We start from the raw sequence: 25,362 nt of genomic DNA, 5'->3' as shown, positions 1-25,362 counted from the left end.
TGTTAGAAGTTTATGTGCCTAGTATGGGGCAATCTATCAAACACGTCCCTTAAGGGCGTTGAACACCCAAGCGATTGCAAAAAAGCCAATGCCGACGGCTCCAAAACCATAGCCGGCCACTTCGTCATATTTGAATGCCCCGAGGGCTATCATTCCCACTCCAACAAATATCATTATAAATGTGGCCCAAGCGAGTACCGTATTCTTGTTCATTGCCATATCGCAAAATTATGTAGAAAGTCAAATATCGTAAAAAAATTGAATGAAACTTGCTATGTGGGTTCGACTTTGTCGTAGTATCTTTAGACACTGCTGAAACAATGGTAAATGGACCTTACTTTTAACAAAAACGAAGACCATAACAAATTACGGCTCTCTGAATTGAGAAAGAAATTGGCCACTGTCAAATTGGGTGGTGGCAAAGATAGAATCGAAAAACACCATGCCAAGGGCAAAATGACGGCACGTGAGCGCATCGATTATTTAGTGGATGACGACAAAAAGTGCATTGAGATCGGCGCCTTTGCCGGTGAGGGTATGTACGAAGAACATGGTGGGTGCCCATCAGGAGGCGTAGTGGTCAAAATCGGATACGTGCAAAAGCGCCCATGCGTTATCGTTGCCAACGATGCCACGGTCAAGGCCGGGGCATGGTTCCCAATTACTGGAAAAAAGAACTTGCGTGCACAGGAAATTGCCATTGAAAACCGGCTGCCCATCATCTATTTGGTCGATAGTGCCGGGGTCTATTTACCCATGCAAGATGAGATTTTTCCCGATAAAGAACACTTTGGTCGAATTTTTAGGAACAATGCCGTGATGAGCAGTATGGGCATCACCCAAATAGCGGCTGTCATGGGCAGCTGTGTGGCCGGTGGGGCCTATTTGCCCATTATGAGCGATGAGGCATTGATCGTTGAAAAAACCGGAAGCATCTTTTTGGCTGGAAGCTATCTCGTAAAGGCGGCCATCGGTGAAACCATCGACAACGAAACGTTGGGCGGTGCCACTACGCACAGTGAAATTAGCGGAGTGACCGATTACAAGGCCAAAGATGATAAAGATGCCCTTGATACCATAAAAAATATAGTGGGTAAAATGGGAAATGCCGATAACGCCGGTTTCAATCGTGATGGGGCGCGACTTCCGAAAGAAAATCCCAAAGACATCCATGGACTATTGCCCATCTCACGCTCAGACCAATACGATATGCTTGAAATCATTAAGCGTCTCGTAGATGATTCTGCTTTCAAACAATATAAAGAAGGTTATGGCAAAACGCTCTTGACCGGTTATGCCCGTATTGATGGCTGGGCGGTGGGCATCATTGCCAACCAACGAAAAGTGGTCAAGACCACCAAGGGCGAAATGCAGTTTGGCGGAGTCATCTATTCAGATTCTGCTGACAAGGCCACCCGTTTTATCGCCAATTGTAATCAAAAGAAGATTCCGCTGGTCTTTTTACAAGATGTAACCGGTTTTATGGTCGGCAGTAAAAGCGAGCATGGCGGTATCATCAAAGACGGGGCAAAAATGGTCAATGCGGTGAGCAATTCAGTAGTGCCTAAGTTTACCGTTGTCATAGGCAACAGTTACGGTGCCGGAAACTATGCCATGTGCGGCAAGGCTTATGACCCAAGGTTCATTGTGGCTTGGCCCAGTGCCGAACTGGCCGTTATGAGCGGTAATTCTGCCGCCAAGGTACTGTTGCAAATCGAAAAGGCCGCGCTTGAGAAAAAGGGCGGGAAAATCACCGAGGAAAAAGAAACCGATCTCTTCAAAAAGATCAAAGAGCGTTACGACAACCAGATATCGCCCTACTATGCCGCTGCCAGACTGTGGACCGATGCCATCATCGATCCGCTCGAAACGCGAAAATGGATTTCAATGGGTATCGAAGCGGCCAACCATGCCCCGATCGAGAAAAAATTCAATATGGGGGTGTTGCAGGTATAGCCTATTTGACCAATTCCTTTTTCGGGTTGTTCATGACTGAAAATAAGTTGATGTTTATATTATTCTCATCGATTTTATAAAATCTGATTTCCTCTGTTTGATATTTTGTGCCATAATGATGAAAAATCGTAATCTTGAAATATGTAGGGGTGAATCCTTTATTGCCAAAATAGTTTAGATTTACTTTCCATAACCCCTTTGCATTCTCATCTATAAAAAATTGTTCGCTTGAATATCCCTTACGTTTTTCATCTTTGATCTTCTCTGGACTGTTTTTAAAGGTATGGTTCCAAATGGTATAATGGTTTGAGGGGTTAACAAACTGTAAATCAAACTCTGCCTCGCTATTATTCCATTCAACTAAAATCCTCACGGGCCAATAATCAGGCTCGAAGTCGGTTAATTCATATACCTTGCTTCGTTTCCATTTGTTCATCGGCCTTTGTTTTAGATTAACTAGCTCGGTTCTAATAATGGAATCAATTCCTTTTAAAGGGGAGGGAAGGGTATCAGTTCTTCTAGAAACAATATACCTAAGATATATCTCATAAGCGTTCCTTGTATCATTGTTCTTCGTGTAGATATTCGCCAAATCTCGATAAGATTGCGAATATCTTGGCCTTAATTTAAGAATCGATATGTAGGTCTCGATTGCTTCTTCAATTTTGTTCAATTCCTCATACTTGTAAGCAAGTGCCTTAAGGGCAACCGGGTCATTCTTAAATAGGTGTCCGATTTTTGATAGGATTTCATCTGCTTTTTCATCGTTTTCGAGAACTTCTCTAAAATAAGCAGAGGTATCAAATAGGTTGTGTGCCGATCTCGAATAAAATGTCCAATTTTTGTCAAGTGTGGCAAGGGCTGTTACCTCATCTTTAGATTTGTAAAGTTCTTTAATCATTAACGATGGTCCTGACCGAACATGCTTTGTTAATGAACCCTCATCAAACTTGTTGTTCTGAGACCTCATGTGGTCATATGGTTCCTTAGAATTGGGAGTATGAACCATATTGGCACCCTTGGTATTTATTATAACAACCCCCATTTCAGCTATTGAACCATATATGTTTGTTGCGTGAACTCCAGGGATAAGGGCTATTCGTTCAATATTCTCAATAGGTATCGATATCGGGGCCATACCGGTCACATTTCCGTCGACGTCAAAAATGGCACCAGAATACGAACTAACGCCAAAACTGCCAGATAAATATTCAATTAAATTAAGAGAAGACCTCGCTCTATTAAAATAGACCTTGGCATCCATAGGGTTATTAAAAGGCCTTACCACCCTGCCTGCAAACTTACCTTGTATTGCCCCTATAAAATCTATTGCCCCTGCATTGAAGTCTTCATTATTAATTATTTGGATGAAAAACCCTGATTTTGTTTTATCTATTATACCCCTAGGCGTGTTAATGAGGTTTTTGTTCTCAAAGTATTCAAACTTCAGTTCTTCCTGTGTTTTCTTTATTCTGCGGTCGGTAACGATCACCTCATCCAACTTTTCAATTCTATTAAAAAGATCAATGTTCAAAATTGAAGTGACATCTTCAACGATTACTTCAACGGTCTGCATTCCTGGATAACTAAAAGCCAATACTTCTCTCGGCACTACTTCTAAAGTGTATCTTCCGAAATCATCAGTTCTTACAATCTCAGAGCTATCGTTACCCAAGGTTTCAATCGAGGCCTTTGATAATGGTTGGCCATCATGGTAAACTATTCCAGAAACTATTCTTTCCTTTTGGAGTTCAGCTGTTGGTTGACTCAATAATTCTGTCTCCAAATCACTTTCCTTGGTTTCAAAATCTTTTTTTGATTCATCAATATCTTTCTTCAAATAGGAAGTTTTTAGAAAAAACCCAATCGTAGATCCAATATGTTCTTTCCAATTTGACTGACTGGCCAACCGGGTATAAGAAACACCATATCCATCTGCAGCCGAAACAGCAAATCCCACATGATTTCCATAAACCTTCAATAACTCTAAACTAACTATGAAATCATCGAGCACGTATACACTATACGGGGCAAGGTCGATAGTTATGTCTTCTTGTTCACCACGAATCAAATATTTGATATTCTTGGCATTCAGTTTTTTTTGGGGAAATTTAGTGTCAGCTGAATAGAAATTTACTCGAACCAGCAAACTGTCTGAGGCATTTTCCAACACTCTAAAAAAAAGTTTGTCAAGTCTTCTCTTACCCTTTTTCACCTTAATCTTGGTAGCCAGTTCACCACCCAATGAGCTATCATCTTTCCAATAACCTATAAATTTATTGTCAGATATCAAATGGCCTACGTTTCGACTTTTGTAGCTTTTGGCAGTAAAATTTCCTACAAGTACAACTTCGGCTAAGTTTATTGGTTCAGGTGACAGGTAAAAAAATGTATTTTTTTTGAGGTGATTTTTCAGTTGGCTAATCGAAATATCCTGTATTTCGTAACCGATGGCAGAAATAATGAATCTATCTGTATCACGGACATAATCATTAAAAAATAGATTGAACGACCCATCGGTATCACTGACTGTACCAATGTCAGTGCCAATGATTCCAATGTTGGCATATTCAATGGGCTTAAAGGTTTTTGAATCCATCAGAAAACCCCTGATCTCTGTTTGGGCAAAAGATTCAAAGTATAAAAACAACGATAAAATAAGTGAAACAACTAAACCGGTTTTTGGCATGGTGATTCTTTTTGGTATTTATCAAACCAATTTTTTTGTACATGAACCCATTTTTGCTAAATGTACTTATTGAAAGACAATCCAATATGGGGGTATTGCAGGTTTGAATTATTCTGCAGGCTTTATACCGTATTGATTATCAGCTATTTTTTGAATGGCCTTTGACTTACTATCTAGCGGCAATTAAATTGCCTTTTTGTAGGCTAAACAGTTCTTGGTTGACATTCTTCAAACCGAGTTTAAAGACTTTTATCTCTTTTCTCTGTGCTTTGGTACCATAATCGTAATAAACGGTAGCCTTTAAGTAGGTCGGCGTCAAGCTCTTGTTACCGAGATAATTCACATTTACCTGCCATGGCCCTTCAGATAGATCATCAATAAAATATTCTGTAGACGAGTAACCATGCTCTTTTTCTTTCTCAATGACAAGTGGATTTTCCCTTAAATTATGTTTCCATGTGTAATGTCTATTGTCAGAATTCACAAATTGCAGCTCAAATTCTGCCTCGCTATTGCTCCATTCAAATACCAAGCGTGTATTTTCCAAGTTTTCATCTTGGGCAAAATCTTTTTTCTTTATCGATTTGCTGATCTTATCGATATTTTCAACAGCCAAAAGATTTCCAAAATCCCTTTTGATCATGCCCGAGAAGGTGCTGCTGTCACTTTGGATCAAACCCCGGTTCAAAAGATGAAAATACCGAACGTACAAGACTGCGGCGCGTTTCACATTTTTGATACTGCGGTTGCTGTTTGCCAAATCTAAATAAGATTGTGCGTATTGCGGTCTAAGAATGAATACATCTCGATAGGTATCGTATGCCTTATCAAACCTTCCTTGCGCCTCGTATATATAGGCCAATGATTTAAGATGAACAGGATGGTTATCTAGCGAAGCATATGCATCCTCAATTATGCTATCTGCAAATTCTTCCTTCCCCCATCTATCATAGAAATATCGATAAGAATCCAAAATGAAATACGGTGAAAACGAATATCTATCAAAGTTCGATTCAAATGTAGATTTAGCCTCTTCAAACGAGTTTGAGCGCGTAAGCGCCTTAAGGTACTCTGGCTCATTTTTTGCCATATTTTCTTGGGTGAGCGCATCACCTTCGTATATATTATTTCGTAATCTGGCCCTATCGATAACAAATCCATTTTTGTCGGTCGGAGGACGCACACCTGCTTTTGTATTGATCACTACTACACCACCACGCCCAAATGAGCCATATCGCATTGTTCCAAAAAGAGATGAAATCACGGCTATACGTTCGATGCTCTGTACATCAAGAAAATTTGGGAATTCTGTAAAAATCTGGCCATCAATATCATATATGGCAGGCGTACCACTTCTTGTAAAAACACTTCGTGCCCCTCTTCCAAAACTGCTTATTCCACTAAAGCTTCCATTGACCCTTACACCGGCCAATCTTCCCCTTAAGGCGTTGGACAGGTCATATTCTCCTGGTAAAATGTTATTGGTGTTGATCATGCGCACGGCATAGGTAGCCTTCGTTCTGTCTAAGTACCCAAATGCGGTCTTGACAATGTTTGGATTATTATGGTAATCTTTTTCAAGTTCTTTCTGGGAGTGCCACTTTTTTTTGGCGACCGTAACGTTTTTTAGCTTTTTGACTTTGGGAAACATTTCTACATTCAACGTTCTGGTCACGTCTTCTACCCTTATTTCAATAGGCTCCATACCTTGTTTGCTATAAACTAGCAGATCACCCTCAGAAGCATCAACCTGATATCTACCGTGATTGTCAGATTGTGAGACCATTCCCTGATTTGCTATTTTAATGTCGACATCAGACAATGGAGCCCCTTCGTCCATAACCGTGCCGGTAATCGAATGTTGTTGGGAAAAGACCAGTGAACAGCAGCAGAGAAGTGTGAATAGTGTGCAATTATTTTTCATAGCAATAAACGTTTTTTTTAGATAATTGACTGATTGCTTGACCTTAAGCACCTTAAATTAGTCAAAGGAGCGTTTATTGACAATTTTAGTTTCCCAAAAATTTCTTAATTCTGTAATAGGGAGAATTTGTTGGATCATCTATTACACTTCCATAAAAATGATCCAATATCGTTTTACAGATATAAAATTACCTGACAGGACTATACCGAGAGACGTTTTCGACCGACCACATGGTAAGCCTTACATTTTTCTCTACCGCCTTGAAAATTTTGATTTCCTCTGTTTGAAATTTTGTGCCATAATCATGGTAGGCCGTAATCTTGAAATAGGTAGGGTCAAAGCCCTTGTTACCATAGTAGTGCAAGTTTATTTTCCAAATACCCTTCGAATTTTCATCCATAAAAAACTGCTCGCTTGAATAGCCCTTCTGCTTTTCGCTATAAATTCTGTCCGCGTTTTCCCTAAGGGTATGATTCCAAATAAAATATTGGTTTTCGGGGTGTACAAACTGTAGATCAAAATCCGCTTCGCTATTATTCCATTCCACCACTATTCTAAGGGGCCAATAATTAGATTTGGTATGAGCTGGTTCAAATGTTTTGACTTGCCTCCATGTATTGATCGGCCGATCCTTCAAATTCACCACCTCTGTTCTGATAATTGAATCAATGCCTTCTAAAGGATTGGACAATGTATCCATTCTTCTAGAAATAATATACCTGAGATAAATCTCATAGGCATTTTTGACATCAATGTTTTTTGTATAAATATTCGCTAGATCACGATATGATTGCGCATATCTAGGTCTAAGCTTAAGAATCAACATATAGGTTGCTTTCGCTTTTTCAATTTGGCCTATTTCTTCGTACCTATAAGCCAGGGCTTTAAGGGCAACTGGATTATCGTGAAACAACTGTTCAATCTTTGCCAAGATAGTATCTGCCTTTTCTTCATTTTTTAAAACTTCCCTGAAATAGGTTGAAATATCAAGCAAATTATATGCCGACTTTGAGTAAAATGCCCAATTCTTGTCAAGTGTTGCCAGTGCCTCTTCTTCGTTTTCAGATTCGATCAATTCTTTAATCATCAATGAAGGTGCTGCCCTAACATACTTGGTCAATGTACTTTCGTCAAATTCATTATCTCTAAGTCTTGCATAATCATATGGCTCAGTCGTATTGGGTTCATATGTTGCATTCGTGCCTTTGGTGTTGATAATGATCAATCCGCCTCCTTCGGTAGAAGGTCCCCCAAATTTTGCATAGGCAGCCAGACCTGAAATAATCGCTATTCTATCAATTTGTGCAACATTTATGAACATTGGCGCCCTAAGTGTTGGCGTTCCGTCTACCTCCCATCCCGCTTTTCTTCCCCTAATTATTATTGCAGGATCATTTGGATCGGACCAATCAATTCTACCACCAAACTTACCGGCCAATGCCTGAACTAAATTTGAGGAAGCCAGATTCAAGTCATCGCCATCTATAATTTGCATTGAGAACCCGGCCCTTTCTTTATCCAATATGCCTATTGATGTATTTATCAGATTTTTGTTCAGTGGATATTCAATTTTTAAATCTTTTTGTGTCTTCCATTTTTTCTTCACAAGAACCACTTCATCCAATTCTTCGACTTTTGGAAACATCTCAACATTCAAGACAGAGGTTATATCTTCCACAACGATTTCAACTGACCGCATCCCCACGTAGCTGAATATCAGAACTTGCCGTGGATCTACTTCAATGGTATAGAAGCCATTCTCATCTGATACCACCCCTGTAGAACTGTTTTTGATAATCACACTGGCTTTGGGCAGCGGTTTACCAGAGTTGGTGATATATCCTGAGACGACATTGAAGTTTTCAGTCGAAAAACCAAACTTTGGAATTACCAATAGAAAAATGGCCCAGATATGTACTAAAAAGGTGAGTTTCATGATTCTTGATCAAGACAAGGTAACAAAAATTATACCAAGCTATCTCTCTAAATACCCCTTATGTCTAGGTATGAGCAACAACTCGGTTTGCCTGCCATTGACGTATCGAAAGCCATCTTCTCCAAAAAAACCTGCTTCTTCCAGCATGATACGGATGTCCCTCTTCCATTCAGGAATATTGACCGTGGTATTTAGTTCAATGGCATAAACCGTATTGGGATTCAAAGGATAATTCTCCCCATCATCTTTCATCACCCCGCCTTGGGCGTCCCACATACCGATAGTGGTACCTGCTGAATGGCCATATGACCCCAGCGGATGGGTATAGATCGCAGGGCGAAGCCCCGCTGCTTTTGCATCGGCCAACGATTTGGCCAGAATTTCATTGCCCGTTTTTCCGGCAATCATGTTATCGGTCAAGAAGTCTTGTACCTGATTTCCTTTTTTCATCGCTTCGCGCAAAAAAACCGGAGCTTCAACCTCATTCGGCTTTAATACGTAGGCCAATTCTTGGCAATCTGTATTGAGTCTCAAATAGGTAATTCCGAAATCACAGTGCAGTAGATCGCCCGGTAAGATGACCATATTATCGGGCCTTCCCGAAAAAGAGTAAAGATGACCGACCAATTTTTCACTGGTACGCTGCACATCGACCGTAGGGTGAAACCATGTTCTCAGTCCAAGGTCGGTGACCTTTTGGCGCATCCACCACTCTACTTCTGTTGTGGTGGTAACACCGGGGGTGATCACCTTCTCTGAAAAGGCCTCGGCGATAATATCATGGGTAATATCGACCAATTGATTGTAAATGACCATTTCACGTTCGGTACGGGTTTCGATCCACCGTACTGCCAATTGTTCTGCTGAAGTGACCCGTGAATGGAGTTTTTTTGGAAGGTTTTTCATAAACTCTTCATAGTCGGTCTTATCAAGGCCATCGGCAATGTTATGATCTTTCGAGAAGTTCAGCCCTATTTTCTTTGGATTTCGTTCTTCGATTAATTGCACAAGACGTTTCCATTGGTTCGGTTCTTTTTGCTTGTCCCAAGCCGATTCAATGTTCTCACCCACATTGTACCGGGCAACTGCCAGTTTATCGATGGTGTTCTTTTCCTTATTTCTATAGAACAGTAAAATGGTTCTTCTTCTTGCGTTCAGCCAAGTAGCCGGAAGCATGGTTCTCAAAACCGGGTCTTCGTTGTATTCCCTTGAAATCAAAATCCACATATCGATTTCTGTTTGGTCCATTAGTCCTGGTAACAGATCATTAAAACGCACATTGAGGATTTCATCGATTACCTTGGCCCTCTGTGATTCGGGCAAGACTTGTTGTGAATAACCTGAAAGTAAGCTGGAAAAAAATAAAAGAAGTAATATAATTCGCATAATGCAATGATGACAATTTAAAAAACTAAATGGGCGGTGTTCATAATGAAAGCCGTTCTAAGTTCTCTTTTCTGAGGATTTTTTGGGTATCCGTTTCCAAGAATGCCATTAGAAAATAGATTTCCTTTGGTTGTTCATATTTATCCAATTCTTTTGACGCTTTCATACGCTTTTTGATTTGATCTACATCTCCTTCACCTTCCATCACCAAAATGAGACGTTCTCCGAGTTTGTCATCTGGTAAGCCCGCCACAAAAAAACGGGTATCAAATAATTCTGCCAGCTTAGCCTCTATCTGTTCGGGTATCAACTTTACTCCACCCGAATTGATGATGTTATCATGGCGACCCAACCATTCAAACTCGTTCTCCGATGAGATACTTACCAAATCATTGGTCACCACCGGTTCATCAGCGACCTTTGGGGCATTGATGACCAAACAATCCCTTTCATCTTTCAAAACAGCTACATCTGGCAGGGTCACAAAGAAATCAGCGTTATTTTGGCCGTTAATCTCTTTTACCGCAATATGGGTCACGGTCTCGGTCATGCCATACGTTTCGTAGACCTTTGTAGGCTGATCTTGCAAAAGTTCTTTCAACTTGCCGGTCACAGGGGCACCACCGACAATCAGTTTATCTATTTGGTGCAACCGTTCGATAGAACGTGAGACCTGTAACGGCACCATTGCACAAAAATCATATCTCTTGTCACTGAACTGCAACGGCCTTGAAGTGGGTTCGAGATAATCCATGTGCAAACCGAGCACTATTGATCTCACCAACATCATTTTACCCGCTATGAAACGTGATGGTAGACAGTGGAGGGCCGTCTGTTCGGGTTCCAAACCAAAAAAACTGCCTGTGGCCAAAGCGGAGTTTACCATGTGTTCTTTCTTCAAATGAATGTGTTTTGGCTCACCGGTCGACCCTGAGGTAAAAACCTCCATGGTCGGCTTTTCAGAAAGCCAATCCAAAAGAAAATCACCGATGGTCTGTTCAAATTCAACCCCTTCTTTTACAAGACTATAGCCTACCTCACGTAAATCTTCATGTGAATAGGTCGTGCCATTCAATTTGAAATCGGGATGGACATCACGCCATGTGTACATCTTCATGCTGCAAAGTTGTAAATTCTTCTTTGGTCAAAACCTTGCCAAATAGTTTTTCTTTCCAATTCTTCCAATGATACTTTTTGGCAAATATCAACAGTATCAAGGGAAATATCACAAAGACAGGTATCAGGGCATCCCAGCCAAGGGCCGGTTCTGATACATCTTTGTAGATCGAGTTCGTTTGAAAGGCGGTCCAATCTGCAGTAACCAAAAGGGCGGTAATCAGATTGTTTGCAGCATGAAAACCTAAGGCCAGCTCAAGGCCATCATCCATCAGGGTCATGATTGCCAGAAAAAAACCGGTTCCGATATAATAGACCATAATACCGTAGCCCAATTTTTCAACCTCAGGATTTGCAATATGCATGAGCCCGAACAATACAGAGGTCACTAGCAAGGGCACCCATTTATTTTTGGCCAGAATGCCCAACCCCTGCATCATATGCCCCCTGAAGAGATATTCTTCAAAGCTGGTCTGGAGCGGAACCAACAATACGGCAATAATGGCCAGTACCAAAAACTTTGGGGCATCAAAATTGAACACATAATCATCGGGGGAAAGGTAAATGTCGATACTTGTCAATACCACCGTTAGACCGCCCCAAAGAAAAAAGGCAAAAAATATACGTTTCCAATCAACTTTCCTGCGGGCCGTGGTCAATGACGAAATAGATTGCCTGTGCACGAGATATGTCCATCCCCACACTATAAACAAACCAATTGCCAAGGGCAGAAGTGATTCGAATAAAAACCTGTTCGATCCCTTTCTTTTAATTTCAGACTGTATTACAGCTTCAACATCAAGGTTCAGCAATTCTATAAGTAGATAATTGAGCGTCATCAATCCAAAAAAGGCCAATGGTATCACGAAATATTTCCAGAGACCGATATTCCCTTTATACCCTTGTTCTATGTACATAGTTTCTGAATTAACTCTGGTTGCCAAGATAGGCCTTTTCTGTAAAAAAGATGGCCCTTTTTCACTTGTAGCGGACTTTCAAAATTATTGGTGTAGAGACCTCCCGTACCAAGTCCCTGAGGCATTTTGTTGCCCAATGTGTAGGTCCATTGCGAAATGGCATTCAGCCCTATGTTGCTCTCTAGGGCACTGGTGACCCACCATCCGATCTTGAGCTTTTCGGCGTTGCCGATCCATTCCAGGCTGCTTTTGAACCCCCCGATCAAACTTGGCTTGAGTATGATATATTGGGGGTTGATGTTCTGTAACAGTTCTACTTTCTTGGTTTCTCCTTCAATACCGATCAATTCTTCATCAAGGGCAATGGGCACCGGTGAATGACGGCAAAGTTGTTGCATAGCGCCAAAGTTGCCAGGTTTTATGGGCTGCTCAATGGAATGCAGTTCATATTTCGCCAAAAGGTTCAGTTTATGACCCGCTTCTTGCGATGTAAACGCGCCGTTTGCATCAACACGCAATTCGACATCATTCTTTGAAAAATTGCTGCGGATGGTGGCCAGTATTTCCAATTCTGTGTCAAAATCAATGGCCCCTATCTTCATCTTAAGGCAATCAAACCCCTCATCTAGTTTGTTCTTGATTTGTTCGAGCATAAAGTCTTTATCACCCATCCAAATGAGGCCATTAATGGGTATCGGTACTTCTTTTCTGGTGAAATCTGAAGGAAAAAGTTCAAACGGATTGGGAGATTTCAAGGAAAGTAAAGCTTGCTCCAATCCAAACCGTATCGAGGGATACCCTTTCAATTCAGCAAATAACGCTTCCTTGCCTAAATGGATGTTCTTGCATGTCCATTCTAGTTTTTCTTCGTAATCGGGCACATCATCGAAACTGAGGCCACGTAGAATTCCACACTCCCCTATTCCATGTTTACCATTGGCATAAACTATCAAAAACCATGTTTCCTTTTCATTTAAGATGCCACGTGAGGTACCGCTCGGTCTTTTGAATTTAAGTACATGCTTTCGATAACTGGCCCTCATATTGCACTCAAATTTAAGTATATTTTATGTCGCCGAACAATACCGATGTGGGCGGTCACCAAAAGTACCCGTTAGAATAACCACTAAGAATTGGAAGTGCCTTGACTGAAAGGCCTAGAGAAGCGATCTAGTTGAAATTGAACCAAAAACGAACGCCCTCGTTGGTCTTGTCAATATTGAGTTTTGACTGCAACTGGTTGACCAATCGGTTCATCAATCGAATGCCCATCGACGAATTCGCCCGCTCGTCTGTGTCATCTGGTAAGCCAACCCCGTTGTCGGTGTATTCAAAATACCCCTGCTCTCCATTTTTTCGTAGATGTATGTAAATCTTGCCATTCTCATCACTCTCAGGAAAAGCATACTTGAATGAATTTGAGACCAGCTCATTGAGAATCAGTCCGAACGGAATAGCACGATCGATATCCAATTCAGTGCCCTCTGCATCAATGGTAATGCTGATATTGTGACCTCCTTTTTTATAGACCGACTGTACACTGTTGATAAGACTTTCGATATAGCCCTGCATCTCAATGACCGAAAGATCATCGTTCTGATACAATTTTTGGTGGATCAATGCCATGGCCTTTACCCTGCTCTTGCCTTCTTCCAATGCTTCGATAGCGGCCTTGCTGCGAGTATTCTTGGTCTGTAGGCTCAATAAGCTCGATACCATTTGAAGGTTGTTCTTGACCCTATGGTGTATTTCTTTCAACAGTGAATCTTTCTCTATCAAAGAGTTCTCGATGATATGTTTCTGTTGTGCGATCAATCGTTGGTTCTTGATACTTTTTAGGTAGGCATAGACCAGACCGGCAAAACCCAAAAGAGTGAAGACCAGAGAAATGAAAACTAAATTGATGCGCTCATCTTTTGCTTGTATCTCACTGCGAATCTGTTCATTGGCAGATTTCTGCTCTTCGATCATTCGTTGTGAGTTTTCGATTTCTTCATTGGCCACTATTGCGACCAGTTGTTGCTTCAATATCGAAGATTCATTTTCTTGCAGTGAATCCCTTAGCCGCTGGTTTCTTTTATAGTATCTAGTGGCATTGGCAAAATTTTCGGTTCGATCATTATATGTGGCCAGTAACCTGTTTTTCTTCATCTCATAATCGATCGAGGTGTCTTCTAGATCTATATCAAGATGTGCTTTGGCCTTTGAATATTCTTCTAGGTTCAGGTAGGCCTCGGCAAGGTATAGGCTATTTTTGACCAGTTCTTCCTTTTTGTCACTTTCTATAAAATCTTTTAGTTCGGTAATACTGCTTTCAAGTAGCGGCACCCCTTCGTTGAACTCTTTCAACATCACATGGCATTTGCCGATATTGCCCTCTATTTCGGCCTTCAATAGGTCGCTTTCGATCAACTCTTGTTCGGTTTTTTGTTGGGCGGTATCATTTATAAATACCTCTAAATAGCCCATGGCTTTTTTATATTCGTTTATTGCCGTACGAGCAGAGTTGTCTTTTCGAAGAAAATCACCCACCTGGTTGTAGAACTTTGCCAATTTGAAAGATTCATTGTCTGCAATGGTAGGCTTGACCTCCATAATATATCTATTCATTGCCTCACGGTTAAGGCCAATGTTCGCATAGATATCGTAAAAGGTAATGTTCTCTGTAAAACCCGCCTCCCTTTTCTGCTTGCGTATTTCAATCTGCTTATCGTATAGCTGCAGTTTGCCATAGTTATCATCCAAAATGTTCAACGCCATTCTTCTTGTTTCAACATCCAGGCTTTCCATCTCGTCGTGGAGATCTTTGATTGTCGCCACACTTTTGTCGTAATCGCCAAGGTCGTTGTAGAGTTGGCTTTGTATCACTTTATACAGCCTAACAGCAAGTGTGTCATTGGTTTTTTGGGCACTGTTCAGGTAAACATTTGTGGTCTCTAACCAATCATAAGCTGAACTTTCAGTATAGCGATAAGGACTCGCAAAAAAGAAATCAAATTTCTCTTTGGGTGTAGCGAATTGTTGAAACTCTTGCAACCTATCATTGCCCGTATCTTCAACCTGGGCAAAAGCCACATTGCCGAAAAAGAGAAAAGACAATAGCAAAAAGGCCAATATGCAGTAATGTATTCTCATTATAGACTATGCCCGTTTTGTGGCACCATGGAGCTAATTGTTCGGTCAGTTGCCATTTTCTTCAAAATTACGATGATCTAATATCAGGGGTAAATTTTTGTTGTAAACCGTCAAAACATGTGGTTATAAACCAAATTACCCTTGGTATTCACAAAAAATCATGAATTGATTGGCACTATGAAATAAGGCCATACAAAAATGCACGACCTTCTCTTATATTAGATTTGGTAAGATCAGGATTCGGGTTCGGTTCAAAAATAATGGCATTACCATTGTGGATTTCAACTTTGTTGTGAAAGTGTCATTTTCTGTTGTGAAAATAGAATAATTGTATGCCAAACCGCATTTTATCGGTTTTTTTTGCTCTTCATGGAAACTGTTTCAAAAGGATGGAAAGACAAAGGGCCTTACCCTATTTGATAAGACCCTTTTACGAGAACACTATATGAAAATGAAAAAATTACTTTTACTAAGATTTACACGACCAAAGTATCAAGGTAAGTTCAAATACAGAAAATAATGTTGTGAAGTTCACAATTGTTGTTGCAAACTTGGCCTTTTCAATATCTAAAGAGGATAGTATTGTTTATTGAAAAGAAAAGAATCTAGAGCTTTTCATCAAGAATTCATGGACGAAATGATGAATTCTTTAAACTCCTTGGATATAGGAATCAACGTATTGTTGATCATTATGTCTTTGGAATTGATGGCATCTATATGATCAACGTTGACGATGTATGACTTATGGGCCCTGTAGAATTTGTTTCTAGGCAATTTTTCCAAATAGTCTTTTAAAGGAGACCGCACCAAAAACTTTTTATCAACTGTGTTCACCTCTAAATAGACGTTGTCTGCCTTGATGAACTGTATATCGCCAAACTGAATTCTATAGTATAAATGTTGCTTTTTGACAAAGATCGAGTCTTTGAGCACAGAGTTGGATACCACGCCGTCATCTTTTTCTGCTGACATGGTAGCAGAAGAAGATTTCTTGGAATAATTGAAATTTGAAAGCGCTATCTCAATAGAGGTATAAAGGTCTTGTTGCTCAAAGGGCTTGACCAAATAACCATCAGGTTTGACCGTTTTGGCATTCTCAACAGTGGCACGGTCAGAATTTGAAGTCACAAAGATGAAAGGAATATTGTAAACTTCCCGAATATGTTTCCCTAGGTCGATGCCCGTCTTATCTGAGGCTAAAATAATATCGATCAACACTAAATCAACATGCTGATTTTTTAGGACTTCAACCGCTTGTTCATAGACTATTACGTTGTCAACTACCTCATAGCCAATCTCTTCCAACATGGACTGCATGTCATCGGCGATGATAACATTGTCCTCAACGATAAGTATTTTTATGGGGTGTTCCAAATCAATAAAGGTTTTTAATGGTTGTCTTTCAAAATTACAAAAAATAATTAATAGCCATTAAAAACAGTAAGGCCAGTAAGAAAGTACTCAACGCGAGTTTCTTCAATTCTGAATCTAACCGTAGCGGATTTTGGGTCTTTGTCACTTTGATAATATGAAGTAAAATAGGTACAAATGCCAAGAGATATATCGCACTTAATAGTCCATTATAGTTTATGATTGAGTAGGCCAGCATAGACACAAAGGCCAGCCCCAAGATAAGGTAGTGGTACACCTTGGCCTTTTCATAACCCAATCTGGCCGCTATGGTATGTTTGCCATGCAACCTATCAGATTCAATGTCTCGCATATTGTTCAAATTCAATACTCCCACACTTAAGAGGCCAATGGTAATGGCCGGTAAAAATACATCTCCGGTAATATACTTTGTGAACAAAAACTTGCTGCCGACCACAGCCAACAATCCGAAAAAAGCAAAGACAAAAACATCACCGAGACCGTGATAGCCATATGGTGATGCCCCCATGGTATATTTCAATGCTGCCCAAATACTGAGAACCCCCAAAAGCAAAAAAACCACCGTATATACCCATGCCTGTAGAGCAAAGGCTTTAAAGATGAGAAGAATTGACAGCACCAAACTTACAACTACCATTACACCGATACCTGTTTTCAATTCTGATTTCGATAGCATACCACTTTGCAAAGCCCTTTTAGGGCCAATACGGGTATCGTCAGTACCCTTTACCCCATCACCATAATCGTTTGCGAAATTCGATGTGATCTGAAGTGATATGGTCGTAAAAAGCGCCAGAACAAAAATGGAAAGGTCAAAATGGCCTTCGGCAATGGCTAAAGCCGTACCTACCAAAATGCCGGAAATGGAAAGAGGAAGTGTTCTTACCCTGGCGGCATACAACCAGGTCTTAATTTTTTTCAATTAGTAGGGATCTTCAATTTTTACTCGCTGACCATCTTTATAGGAAGCTACAAATGCGTCTTCAAAACCCATGTTCACCAGTTGCTGCCTAAATTTTCGTGCTTCATCCAAGGTTTCAAAATTACCGAGAGAGTACGCATAGAAAGGATTGGTCTTCACAAAAAGGGTATTGGTCAATGCCTCTGATGCCAATGTTACATTGTTGTCAACAAAAGATTTTATCTGAACAGAATATATCTTTTCTTTTTCCAAAAACTTTTTGGCCAAATAGAACTCGTTGACCAAGCTCAACTCTTCGTTTTGCTGTTTTAGATTGTCTATTCTTGTTTTGATTGCATCAAGACTATCGATTGAGACCAACAGATTATTTTGGGTATCTAACTTATTGGAACTACTAAGGCCCGCGGTGAATGAAGTAATGGCCAAGGTGCCCACAAGAAACAGGGCCGTCACACCCAAAAGCACATTTCTCTGTATTTTTATTCTTTTGAGATCTTTGCTTTTGTATTTTATTTGATCTAAAAGCCTTTCATTAATGATTTGGGCTTTCTCCACATCTTTATGCAAATCAAGTAAATCATTCTCTTCAATAAACGGCATAACTAGAGTATTTGATTTTATTGCGAAATCATCGCTTATCAATTCATTGAAATTGAAAGCTTTACAAATGTAAAATTTTTGTCAATACAAAAAAATATAAGTCTACTAAATTCATGTTTGGTCGACAAACACTATTTTCAATTATTTGATTGTGTACTTCTTATGCCTTGCTCGGTAATCGATATTTTCCTTTCACGGTAAAGCACCCCAATAGCTTTTTTGAATGACTTTTTGCTCATTTCAAGATGCTTCCTTATTTCTTCTGGTGATGAACTATCATTGAACGGCAAAAAGCCCTCGGCCTGTAACAATTTTTGATAAACCCGTGTGGCATTGGCATCAAGCTGCCTATGTCCTATTGGCTGAAGCGCTACATCGATTTTCTTATCGTTTCGTATTTTCTTGATGTAACCTTTCATTCGATCACCGACCATAATGCTCTTGAAGACATCACTGAAAAATACAAGACCACTGTGCTTGTTGTCAACAATGACTTCCCAACCCAGTTCTGTCTTTCTGCTGACCAATAGATCCACTTCATCATTGATATTGTAGTCTGCATCCGTATTGTTCAAAAACTTGTTCAATCTACTAGAGGCAACCAGTCGAAAGGTCTCCTCGTCCAAATAGCAATAGACAATGTAACTTTTCCCTTTTTGCATACGTAATGCCTGCTCCCTAAAAGGGACCATCAATTGTTTTTCCAATCCCCAATCCAAAAAAGCACCATATTCATTGACATCTTCCGCTTTCAAATAACCAAATGTATTTCTGATAATCTTTGGCGTGAGGGTAGTCGCAACAGGTCGTTCGCTATGGTCGAGATAGCAAAAAATCATGGTTTCATCACCAATAGAGAACGTTTCGGGCATATACTTGGTCGGCAACAACACTTCTGTACCCTCACCATCCCCCAAGAAAAGACCTACACTGGTGCTTCTTAAAATTTCCAACTTGTTATAATTGCCTACCTCGATCATACCTTATCTATAAAAAAGCCCTTTGCAGAACAAAGGGCTTTTGAAATCTTAGACTGCCTTTTAGCTGTACACTGACTCTTTGCCAAAATGTTTGCACAACATATAGTAAATCACCGCACGGTGCTTGTTCTTTTCTGATTGGCCGTAACGGTCTATGACACTTGTAACGGCATCCATTAGGCCAGGCCCATCTGAAAGCCCTAATTTTTTGATCAAATAATTGTTCTTGACCGTTTCCAATTCTTTTTCATCAGACCCCGATACCTTTGAAGCATCCAGATTGTAGATTGCCGGTCCCAATCCAATGGCCACTTTGGCCAACAGATCCATGTCTGGATCTTCACCAAACTTGCCTTGAATATCTTCGGCGTACTTAGCGATTAATTCATCTCTTCTACTGCTCATAATAGTTAGTGTTTTTTATGATTTTATAATTGCTTCGAAGATAGAAAATCAAAATATGCAAGCAAAATTTTGTCATTCAATTCAGCGGGTGTAAAAACTTCCAATAATTTGGGTTTTTTAGATTCTTTATAAAACGCTATCAGCGCTTTGGACAGTTCATCCAGACCATTCGACTCCGTATATTCAAATCCGTATAAATCACAGAGTTGTTGGGCGGTAAGTGAATGTCTTGTTTCGAAGTAAGTGGCAAACTCTTTTGTGTTTTCAGCGCCCGGCAAAATTCTAAAGATACCGCCCCCTGAATTGTTTACGACAATAATGCGAAAATCAGACCTGATATAATCATTCCAAAGTGCATTGCCATCATAGAAAAAACCCAGGTCACCCGTCACCAAAAGGGTCGGGGGGCCATTATGGACAGCAGCTCCCACTGCCGTAGATGTAGAGCCCTCTATACCGCTGGTACCCCGATTGCAATACATTTTAACGGATTGATGAATGTCGAACAACTGCGAATACCGAATTGCCGAGCTATTGGCAAAATGTACTTGATATTGTTCGGGAATGCTTTCAACAATAGCTGAAAAAGCCGTAAAATCACAGAATGGGGCCTGCTTCAGATATTCGGGCCGTTTTTGATGGTACTGGGTCTTGAATCTTGACCAACTGTTTCTGAAGCTACTTTTCGAAGGTCTTGCGTCTTTAAAAAATACTTCAAAGAAATCTTGGGGAGCCATCTCTAGGCGCTGGGTCAATGAAAAAAAAGTATCATTGTGCTGTTCGCGCCCAATATGATAATGATATTTTGGTCGGTGCCGGCGTAAAAATGCCTTGATTTTTTTGGAGACGATCATACCGCCAAAGGTCAAAAGCAGTTCTGGGCGTAATCGTTCAAATAGTTCTTCTCGGTTTTGCTGCATCTCGATAGGTGCGATAATACTATCGATGCTCGGGAAAAAATTTTCATGGTACAGGTTTGAAGTTGTTTCGGTCAACACGACCACAGATTCATCTTCCCCTAACCTATTGATATACTTTTGTTCGATGGCATCTGGTCGATTCACTCCCACCAATACCATTTTTCTTTTAGTATTGTTCCAAAGGGAAAGCAGCTCAGAAAAGTAAGCTTCATTTTTCTTCGGAAAAAAATCCACTTCAGGAGTTGCTATGGACATGCCTTTCTGGGTTCCATAAAGTGGTTCCTCGAAAGGAGCATTGATATGAACCGGAAGTTTTTGGGAAATGGCAACCGTCAGGGCTTTTCCGATTTCCTCTGAGTTGAATTGCTGCACTGCTTCTTGCGTGTCTGCGCGTAGATCGGGAGCCAATCGATTTATAGCCTCAGTGGCATGGCAGACATCTTGCTTTAAATTTGCCGAATAGCCTATATGTTTTTCCAATATATTTTCTTGACGAATCGTCTGTCCGTCACCAATGTCGATTTTATAGCGGGGCCTATCCGCAGAAATCACCACAAGCGGAACATGGCTATAAAACGCCTCTGCGACAGCTGGATAATAATTCAACACCGCACTGCCCGAAGTACAGACAATTGCCGTTGGTTGTTGAAGTTGGGTCGACATGCCCAAAGCAAAAAATGCGGCACAACGTTCATCAACAATGCTATAACAATTAAAAAAAGTGTTTTTGGTAAACCCCAAGGTAAGTGGCGCATTTCGAGAACCTGGCGAAATCACAATATTTTTGATGCCATAAACCTGGCAATAAGCAACAATGGTTTGTGCCGCGGGAATATCAGAATAGTTCATTGGATGCAAAATTAGCCAATTCTCAACTGATATGCCTAAAGTAACCCTAACATGGTTTGGCTTTTGCCCTGGGTCTCTTGCCACTCAGATTCCGGATCTGAAGCGCCGGTCACCCCACCGCCGACATAGAGTGTTGCCCGATCGGGCTTCAACTGCATACATCGCAGGTTCACGTACAGGTCTGCGGTCTTGTTCTTTATAATGTTCAACTCGCCAAGATAGCCAGTATAGTATTCCCTGTCATGGTGTTCGGTACCTTCAATGACCTGTTTGGCCTTATCGCGCGGCAGTCCACAAACCGCCGGTGTGGGATGCAATGCCAAAACAATTTCTTTGAGAGGTGTCTCTTCTTGCAAGTGCCCCATTATATCGGTCTTTAAATGCCAGAGCTTGCCCGCCCTAACATTCTCGACACTTGAACGGGTCAATGAAACGGTAATATCATTTAGGGCTGAAAAGATAAAATCGGTCACCATTTGCTGTTCTTCACGCTCTTTATCACTCCAAACAGGTTCAGGCGCTGCCGATGTACCGGCCAACGATACCGTTTTCACGGTATCATCTTCAACAACGAGCAACCGCTCTGGGGTGGCCCCCAACCACATCCCTACTTTGGCATGATAGAACAGATAGCAAAAAGCTGAGGGGTACTTTTGCAATGCCCTTTCAAAAATTGAAAATGGCAATTGTCGGGTAGATACTTCCAATTGTCGCGAAAAGACCACTTTTTGAAGTGCCCCTTTTTTGATTTCGGCAATACCATTGTTGACCGCTTCGAGATATTTCTTTTTTGCCGATGTATCTTCATTTGCCATATTGTGAATATTCTCTCCAGCATAGTTGTTTGAAGAAAAAATTGCAGAAAACAGTGTGTCCGGTTTCAGTAGAACAGTTGGCTTTTTGGTATCAAAAGGGGCAAAGACGAATCCAGATTCCTGAAAATCATCGACAATGTTCAATGCAGCATCTTTCTGAAAAATTGCCCTTATCTGCTTATCCCTTGGTTTTCGATAGAGCACAAATGGCAATCCGCTCCCATACTGTTGTGCTGCTTTCTTGAGCAGATATGAAAAACTACTTTTTTGGTAAAGCAATGGTCGTCAATTTGCAGTTAGACACCAATTGGCCTTCTTCGTCGGTCACTTTGATTTCCCACAATTGAGTGGTCTTTCCCTTGTGTATGATAGAGGCCCTGGCATATACAAAACCTTCTTGTATACTTCTTACATGATTGGCGGCAATCTCAATACCACGCACAAAAAACTTCTGTGCGTCCAAAAAAATGTAAGAGGCCGCGCTGCCCACACTTTCAGCAAGTGCCACGGTCGCCCCACCATGCAACACACCGTCAGGTTGGTGCACCCTTCTGTTCACCGGCATTTTAGCAACCAAAAAATTCTCCCCAACATCAACATATTCGATATCAAGGGTTTCCATTAGGGTATTTTTGCTGAACTCATTGCATACCTTCAAAATCTTCGCCTTATAGTCTTCCATCCTGTATTTTTTGTAAAATTACCAAAGCATTTGCAATAAATCAGCTTACTTTTTTGACTATGGACACAAAGGAAAAAATGGTGGCCTATGAAGCCCGTAATTCATATACCACTTTGAATTCCCTGACCAAAAAAACCAAATATGTTTGGATGGCCTTTCACGGTATGGGATTTTTGAGCCGTTACTTTTTAAAATCGTTTCAAAAGTTGAATGCTGATGAACACTATATCATTGCACCACAAGCCCCTTCAAAATATTACTTGAATGATCAGTTCAAATACGTGGGAGCGAGTTGGTTGACCAAAGAAAATACCAAGTCTGAGATAGAAAATGTCTTGAACTATGCCAATGCGGTCTATGCCAACGAAGCAATACCAAATAATCTCAAACTCATCATTTTCGGATTTTCACAAGGGGTATCCATTGCGATGCGCTGGCTCGTCAGAAACCAAATCGACTGTCACCGTCTTATTTTATATGCTGGCGGAATACCCAATGAAATAACCAGGGATCAATTGAGCGGAATATATTTTGCCCCGAAAAAGGTAAAGGTCGTCTATGGCGACAACGACCACTACCTTACTGAAGAACGGTTAAAACTTGAACGACAAAAAATCATAACATTGTTTGATGACTCAGCCGAAGTCATCACTTATGAAGGGGGTCACGAAATACGGTCTGGCCTTCTCGAAAAATTGTATTGAATGGACTTACATTTCACCTTAGAAAACGAACGTGCCAAGTTAGTGCCCTTGGATCTAGAAAACTATGGGCTACTTATTCCCGTGGCCTCACAAAAGAAATTGATACAGTACTCACCATCTGCAATAGAAACGCCTGAAAAACTTTATGACTATGTAAAAGCGGCCGACGTTTTAAGGACAAAGAGCGCCGCCATTCCCTTTTTGGTCTATGATAAGTTGCACAGTGCCCATGCCGGAAGCACTCGCTACATGAACATCGATTGGAAAAATAAAGTAATCGAGATCGGCTCTACTTGGATCGGCAAGGAATTTCAAGGCACCGGCTTAAATCAGGCCATGAAAAAATTGATGATCGACCATGCCTTTCAACAAATGGGGTTTGAAAAAGTAGAGTTCAGGATCGATGAGCGCAACCTGCGCTCTCGAAAGGCCGTTGAAAAATTGGGGGCCAGCCTAGAGGGGGTTTTGCGCAAAAACGTTTACTTATTGGACGGTTTCAAGAGAAACACCTGCTGTTATGGCCTATTACCTGACGAATGGAAGGGTTGAAAGCAACTATTGTGGTCTGCTGCCTTCCATGAAGGATTATAGTCAATTTTTAGGTGGTATGATCATTGTTTGGCAACACGATTTTGACCTGAGCCATCATTAAGTTGAACTTCTTAATGGTCTCTTCACAATAAGCTTTTTTTAAGGAAGCTTACCAGAATAGCACCATCTCACAAGTATGGACCTTGCAGAAAGGTTAAACTTCTCTTAACAATGTAATGTTTTGGGCTCTTTTACGTCAAATTCAACGTGTAAACAGGGATGCTCATTGCATCCATCACGACCAATTTAAAAAGAAGTAAAATGAAAGATACAAAGAGAAAAATGAATAAGAGCAGTGCTATCATCGATAGGTTATTTACCCGTCACGAGAGCTGGAAAAATCACCGAAGGCATACCGGATTGAAGTTGATACGGTTTTCTTAAGGTAAAAAGAACACTGAAAAGGGGGCAAAAGCCCCCTTTTTTTTGTTTAAACATGGTTTCAAGAGAAACACCTGTTATCATGTATATTACCTGACGAACGAAAGGGCCGAAATAATTATTGTGGTTTGTTCGCCTCTTCTATTGAAGGGTAATATTCAATCTTTCGGGTGGTGTATTCATTGTCGGGCAACACGATTTTTTTGACCCAGTTCTTAAGCTCGTTATCATCAAACTGAAAGATGTATTCTTTTGTCGATCGGGCCGTTCCGCGAATAATCAGTTCTTTTTTCAATATACCTGAATCATCATACTCAAAAATGTGTTTTTCGTAAGGCTTGAACTGCTTTTCGGTTTCGTTATATCTAAAAAATTCTTCAGACAACAGTTTTCCTTGAACATCATATTTTCGTTCAATCGCCTTATCAGGACTTCCGTCGACAAGCTCTTTGGTCAAAATTGTTTTACCCTTTTCATTCTCTGAAGTCCGTATCGCCTTTTCGAGCACTCCGTTCAAAAAATGTGATTCTGTGTGTTCATTCTTATAATCCTCATGGGTTATTGTAGTCTCATCCACAGCATCGAGGTGCGAGGTCATAATGGTCTGTAAACGATTTTCTTCATCAAAACGGTATTCTTGGCTTTCGACAAAATTTTTATCGTACGAAATGATTTTTTCGGTGATTACTTTGTTGGCTGTTGTGTCGATTTCATAAAAATTGGCCATTGAAGTGCTTCTGTCAAGCTCGTTATCTTTAAAGCTTTCCATCCGTTTTTCACTTAAAAAACCATCCTCTATAATATAGTGGGTAACGTCTTGATCTTGTTCGTTATAGTGGGTGGTGGTCTTCACCAAAATCCCATCCTCATCAAATTCAAAAATTTCCTTGCCATAATTGGTCACGACTTGAGAGGTTTTGACGCTTCCCCTCAAATCAAAATCCTCGACCGTAAAGAGTCGGGGGGCCTGGGCCATCACCATGGTGGAGAAAAAACCTAAAAGGACTGTGAAACAATTTTTTAGCATGATACAAAATTACCACTATTTACAGAACTTGAAGC

General features: G+C 40.6%; 23 protein-coding genes and 1 pseudogene. 5 read left to right on the top strand and 19 right to left on the bottom strand.

The window, feature by feature from the left end; genetic code table 11:
• Positions 1–36: 36 nt before the first annotated feature.
• Complete coding sequence (locus L0P89_RS14450; protein WP_235268052.1) at positions 37–213, bottom strand: CAL67264 family membrane protein; 177 nt, start codon at positions 211–213, stop codon at positions 37–39.
• Positions 214–327: 114 nt separating this feature from the next.
• On the opposite strand from L0P89_RS14450, the gene L0P89_RS14445 reads away from it, so the two are divergent.
• The gene (locus L0P89_RS14445; protein ID WP_235265820.1) at positions 328–1,956 is read left to right on the top strand and encodes an acyl-CoA carboxylase subunit beta; all 1,629 of its coding nucleotides are present in this window, start codon (positions 328–330) and stop codon (positions 1,954–1,956) included.
• A 1-nt stretch (position 1,957) separates the two neighbouring features.
• On the opposite strand, the gene L0P89_RS14440 is transcribed toward L0P89_RS14445, so the two are convergent.
• Together L0P89_RS14440 and L0P89_RS17065 are read right to left on the bottom strand one after the other, a co-directional pair.
• On the bottom strand, positions 1,958–4,249 hold the full coding sequence (locus tag L0P89_RS14440) for a hypothetical protein (RefSeq protein ID WP_235265819.1): 2,292 nt from the start codon (positions 4,247–4,249) through the stop codon (positions 1,958–1,960).
• Positions 4,250–4,360: 111 nt separating this feature from the next.
• A pseudogene (locus L0P89_RS17065) lies at positions 4,361–4,555 on the bottom strand (carboxypeptidase-like regulatory domain-containing protein); the annotation flags it as partial.
• Here L0P89_RS17065 and L0P89_RS14435 point away from each other — a divergent pair.
• Positions 4,461–4,718: a hypothetical protein gene (locus L0P89_RS14435; RefSeq protein ID WP_235265818.1), complete on the top strand. Its 258-nt coding sequence runs from the start codon at positions 4,461–4,463 to the stop codon at positions 4,716–4,718. The pseudogene L0P89_RS17065 and the gene L0P89_RS14435 overlap by 95 nt on opposite strands.
• A gap of 96 nt (positions 4,719–4,814) precedes the next feature.
• On the opposite strand, the gene L0P89_RS14430 is transcribed toward L0P89_RS14435, so the two are convergent.
• From L0P89_RS14430 to L0P89_RS14360, 15 genes are all read right to left on the bottom strand, one after another.
• Entirely contained in the window at positions 4,815–6,569 is a 1,755-nt protein-coding gene (locus L0P89_RS14430) for a DUF2135 domain-containing protein (protein WP_235265817.1), read from the bottom strand.
• 187 nt (positions 6,570–6,756) lie between these two features.
• Positions 6,757–8,505: a carboxypeptidase-like regulatory domain-containing protein gene (locus L0P89_RS14425; RefSeq protein ID WP_235265816.1), complete on the bottom strand. Its 1,749-nt coding sequence runs from the start codon at positions 8,503–8,505 to the stop codon at positions 6,757–6,759.
• 39 nt (positions 8,506–8,544) lie between these two features.
• Complete coding sequence (locus L0P89_RS14420) at positions 8,545–9,891, bottom strand: M24 family metallopeptidase (protein ID WP_235265815.1); 1,347 nt, start codon at positions 9,889–9,891, stop codon at positions 8,545–8,547.
• Between the two features lie 40 nt (positions 9,892–9,931).
• Positions 9,932–11,008: an AMP-binding protein gene (locus L0P89_RS14415; protein WP_235265814.1), complete on the bottom strand. Its 1,077-nt coding sequence runs from the start codon at positions 11,006–11,008 to the stop codon at positions 9,932–9,934.
• Entirely contained in the window at positions 10,986–11,924 is a 939-nt protein-coding gene (locus tag L0P89_RS14410) for a CPBP family intramembrane glutamic endopeptidase (protein ID WP_235265813.1), read from the bottom strand. The genes L0P89_RS14415 and L0P89_RS14410 overlap by 23 nt, the downstream gene beginning before the upstream one ends.
• A complete protein-coding gene (locus L0P89_RS14405; RefSeq protein WP_235265811.1) occupies positions 11,915–12,967 on the bottom strand; it encodes an o-succinylbenzoate synthase in 1,053 nt (350 codons plus the stop codon). The genes L0P89_RS14410 and L0P89_RS14405 overlap by 10 nt, the downstream gene beginning before the upstream one ends.
• A gap of 127 nt (positions 12,968–13,094) precedes the next feature.
• Positions 13,095–15,059 carry a sensor histidine kinase gene (locus L0P89_RS14400; protein ID WP_235265810.1) on the bottom strand — a complete coding sequence of 655 codons (1,965 nt, stop codon included), beginning with the start codon at positions 15,057–15,059 and terminating at the stop codon, positions 13,095–13,097.
• 618 nt (positions 15,060–15,677) lie between these two features.
• Positions 15,678–16,433, bottom strand: a complete 756-nt coding sequence (locus L0P89_RS14395; RefSeq protein ID WP_235265809.1) for a LytTR family DNA-binding domain-containing protein — start codon at positions 16,431–16,433, stop codon at positions 15,678–15,680.
• Between the two features lie 34 nt (positions 16,434–16,467).
• Positions 16,468–17,373, bottom strand: a complete 906-nt coding sequence (gene menA, locus L0P89_RS14390; protein WP_235265808.1) for a 1,4-dihydroxy-2-naphthoate octaprenyltransferase — start codon at positions 17,371–17,373, stop codon at positions 16,468–16,470.
• Entirely contained in the window at positions 17,374–17,973 is a 600-nt protein-coding gene (locus tag L0P89_RS14385; RefSeq protein ID WP_235265807.1) for an SPOR domain-containing protein, read from the bottom strand. It abuts the gene before it with no gap.
• A gap of 137 nt (positions 17,974–18,110) precedes the next feature.
• Positions 18,111–18,953, bottom strand: a complete 843-nt coding sequence (locus L0P89_RS14380; protein ID WP_235265806.1) for a S1 RNA-binding domain-containing protein — start codon at positions 18,951–18,953, stop codon at positions 18,111–18,113.
• 60 nt (positions 18,954–19,013) lie between these two features.
• Entirely contained in the window at positions 19,014–19,358 is a 345-nt protein-coding gene (locus tag L0P89_RS14375) for a DUF2853 family protein (protein WP_235265805.1), read from the bottom strand.
• Positions 19,359–19,381: 23 nt separating this feature from the next.
• Positions 19,382–21,127: a 2-succinyl-5-enolpyruvyl-6-hydroxy-3-cyclohexene-1-carboxylic-acid synthase gene (menD, locus tag L0P89_RS14370; RefSeq protein ID WP_235265804.1), complete on the bottom strand. Its 1,746-nt coding sequence runs from the start codon at positions 21,125–21,127 to the stop codon at positions 19,382–19,384.
• A gap of 35 nt (positions 21,128–21,162) precedes the next feature.
• Positions 21,163–22,221, bottom strand: coding sequence for a chorismate-binding protein (locus tag L0P89_RS14365; protein ID WP_235265803.1), 1,059 nt, complete (start codon positions 22,219–22,221; stop codon positions 21,163–21,165).
• Complete coding sequence (locus L0P89_RS14360; protein ID WP_235265802.1) at positions 22,202–22,624, bottom strand: PaaI family thioesterase; 423 nt, start codon at positions 22,622–22,624, stop codon at positions 22,202–22,204. Before L0P89_RS14360 ends, L0P89_RS14365 begins: the two co-directional genes overlap by 20 nt.
• A 59-nt stretch (positions 22,625–22,683) precedes the next feature.
• Here L0P89_RS14360 and L0P89_RS14355 point away from each other — a divergent pair, with 59 nt between their 5' ends.
• From L0P89_RS14355 to L0P89_RS16975, 3 genes are all read left to right on the top strand, one after another.
• Positions 22,684–23,328 carry an alpha/beta hydrolase gene (locus tag L0P89_RS14355; protein ID WP_235265801.1) on the top strand — a complete coding sequence of 215 codons (645 nt, stop codon included), beginning with the start codon at positions 22,684–22,686 and terminating at the stop codon, positions 23,326–23,328.
• On the top strand, positions 23,329–23,877 hold the full coding sequence (locus L0P89_RS14350; protein ID WP_235265800.1) for a GNAT family N-acetyltransferase: 549 nt from the start codon (positions 23,329–23,331) through the stop codon (positions 23,875–23,877).
• A 303-nt stretch (positions 23,878–24,180) separates the two neighbouring features.
• Entirely contained in the window at positions 24,181–24,303 is a 123-nt protein-coding gene (locus tag L0P89_RS16975) for a hypothetical protein (RefSeq protein WP_262911454.1), read from the top strand.
• Positions 24,304–24,418: 115 nt separating this feature from the next.
• Here the strand turns inward: L0P89_RS16975 and L0P89_RS14345 are convergent, their stop codons facing one another.
• Positions 24,419–25,276, bottom strand: coding sequence for a hypothetical protein (locus L0P89_RS14345; protein ID WP_235265799.1), 858 nt, complete (start codon positions 25,274–25,276; stop codon positions 24,419–24,421).
• Positions 25,277–25,362: the final 86 nt, after the last annotated feature.

It is taken from the genome of Muricauda sp. SCSIO 65647, from assembly GCF_021534965.1.
Taxonomy (GTDB): domain Bacteria; phylum Bacteroidota; class Bacteroidia; order Flavobacteriales; family Flavobacteriaceae; genus Flagellimonas_A.
The sequence above is the reverse complement of the archived record's forward strand: the minus strand, read 5'-3'. Positions and strand labels throughout refer to the sequence as shown.

Excerpts from the sequence above, each read along its gene's own strand:
- L0P89_RS14450 (WP_235268052.1), bottom strand. The coding sequence starts at position 213 with ATGAACAAGAATACGGTACTCGCTTGGGCCACATTTATAATGATATTT.
- L0P89_RS14415 (WP_235265814.1), bottom strand. The coding sequence starts at position 11,008 with ATGAAGATGTACACATGGCGTGATGTCCATCCCGATTTCAAATTGAAT.
- L0P89_RS14400 (WP_235265810.1), bottom strand. The coding sequence starts at position 15,059 with ATGAGAATACATTACTGCATATTGGCCTTTTTGCTATTGTCTTTTCTC.
- menD (WP_235265804.1), bottom strand. The coding sequence starts at position 21,127 with ATGAACTATTCTGATATTCCCGCGGCACAAACCATTGTTGCTTATTGC.
- L0P89_RS14420 (WP_235265815.1), bottom strand. The coding sequence starts at position 9,891 with ATGCGAATTATATTACTTCTTTTATTTTTTTCCAGCTTACTTTCAGGT.
- L0P89_RS14360 (WP_235265802.1), bottom strand. The coding sequence starts at position 22,624 with ATGGAAGACTATAAGGCGAAGATTTTGAAGGTATGCAATGAGTTCAGC.
- L0P89_RS14445 (WP_235265820.1), top strand. The coding sequence starts at position 328 with ATGGACCTTACTTTTAACAAAAACGAAGACCATAACAAATTACGGCTC.
- L0P89_RS14425 (WP_235265816.1), bottom strand. The coding sequence starts at position 8,505 with ATGAAACTCACCTTTTTAGTACATATCTGGGCCATTTTTCTATTGGTA.
- L0P89_RS14430 (WP_235265817.1), bottom strand. The coding sequence starts at position 6,569 with ATGAAAAATAATTGCACACTATTCACACTTCTCTGCTGCTGTTCACTG.
- L0P89_RS16975 (WP_262911454.1), top strand. The coding sequence starts at position 24,181 with ATGAAAGATACAAAGAGAAAAATGAATAAGAGCAGTGCTATCATCGAT.
- L0P89_RS14410 (WP_235265813.1), bottom strand. The coding sequence starts at position 11,924 with ATGTACATAGAACAAGGGTATAAAGGGAATATCGGTCTCTGGAAATAT.
- L0P89_RS14350 (WP_235265800.1), top strand. The coding sequence starts at position 23,329 with ATGGACTTACATTTCACCTTAGAAAACGAACGTGCCAAGTTAGTGCCC.
- L0P89_RS14385 (WP_235265807.1), bottom strand. The coding sequence starts at position 17,973 with ATGCCGTTTATTGAAGAGAATGATTTACTTGATTTGCATAAAGATGTG.
- L0P89_RS14405 (WP_235265811.1), bottom strand. The coding sequence starts at position 12,967 with ATGAGGGCCAGTTATCGAAAGCATGTACTTAAATTCAAAAGACCGAGC.
- L0P89_RS14380 (WP_235265806.1), bottom strand. The coding sequence starts at position 18,953 with ATGATCGAGGTAGGCAATTATAACAAGTTGGAAATTTTAAGAAGCACC.
- L0P89_RS14355 (WP_235265801.1), top strand. The coding sequence starts at position 22,684 with ATGGACACAAAGGAAAAAATGGTGGCCTATGAAGCCCGTAATTCATAT.
- L0P89_RS14345 (WP_235265799.1), bottom strand. The coding sequence starts at position 25,276 with ATGGCCCAGGCCCCCCGACTCTTTACGGTCGAGGATTTTGATTTGAGG.
- L0P89_RS14375 (WP_235265805.1), bottom strand. The coding sequence starts at position 19,358 with ATGAGCAGTAGAAGAGATGAATTAATCGCTAAGTACGCCGAAGATATT.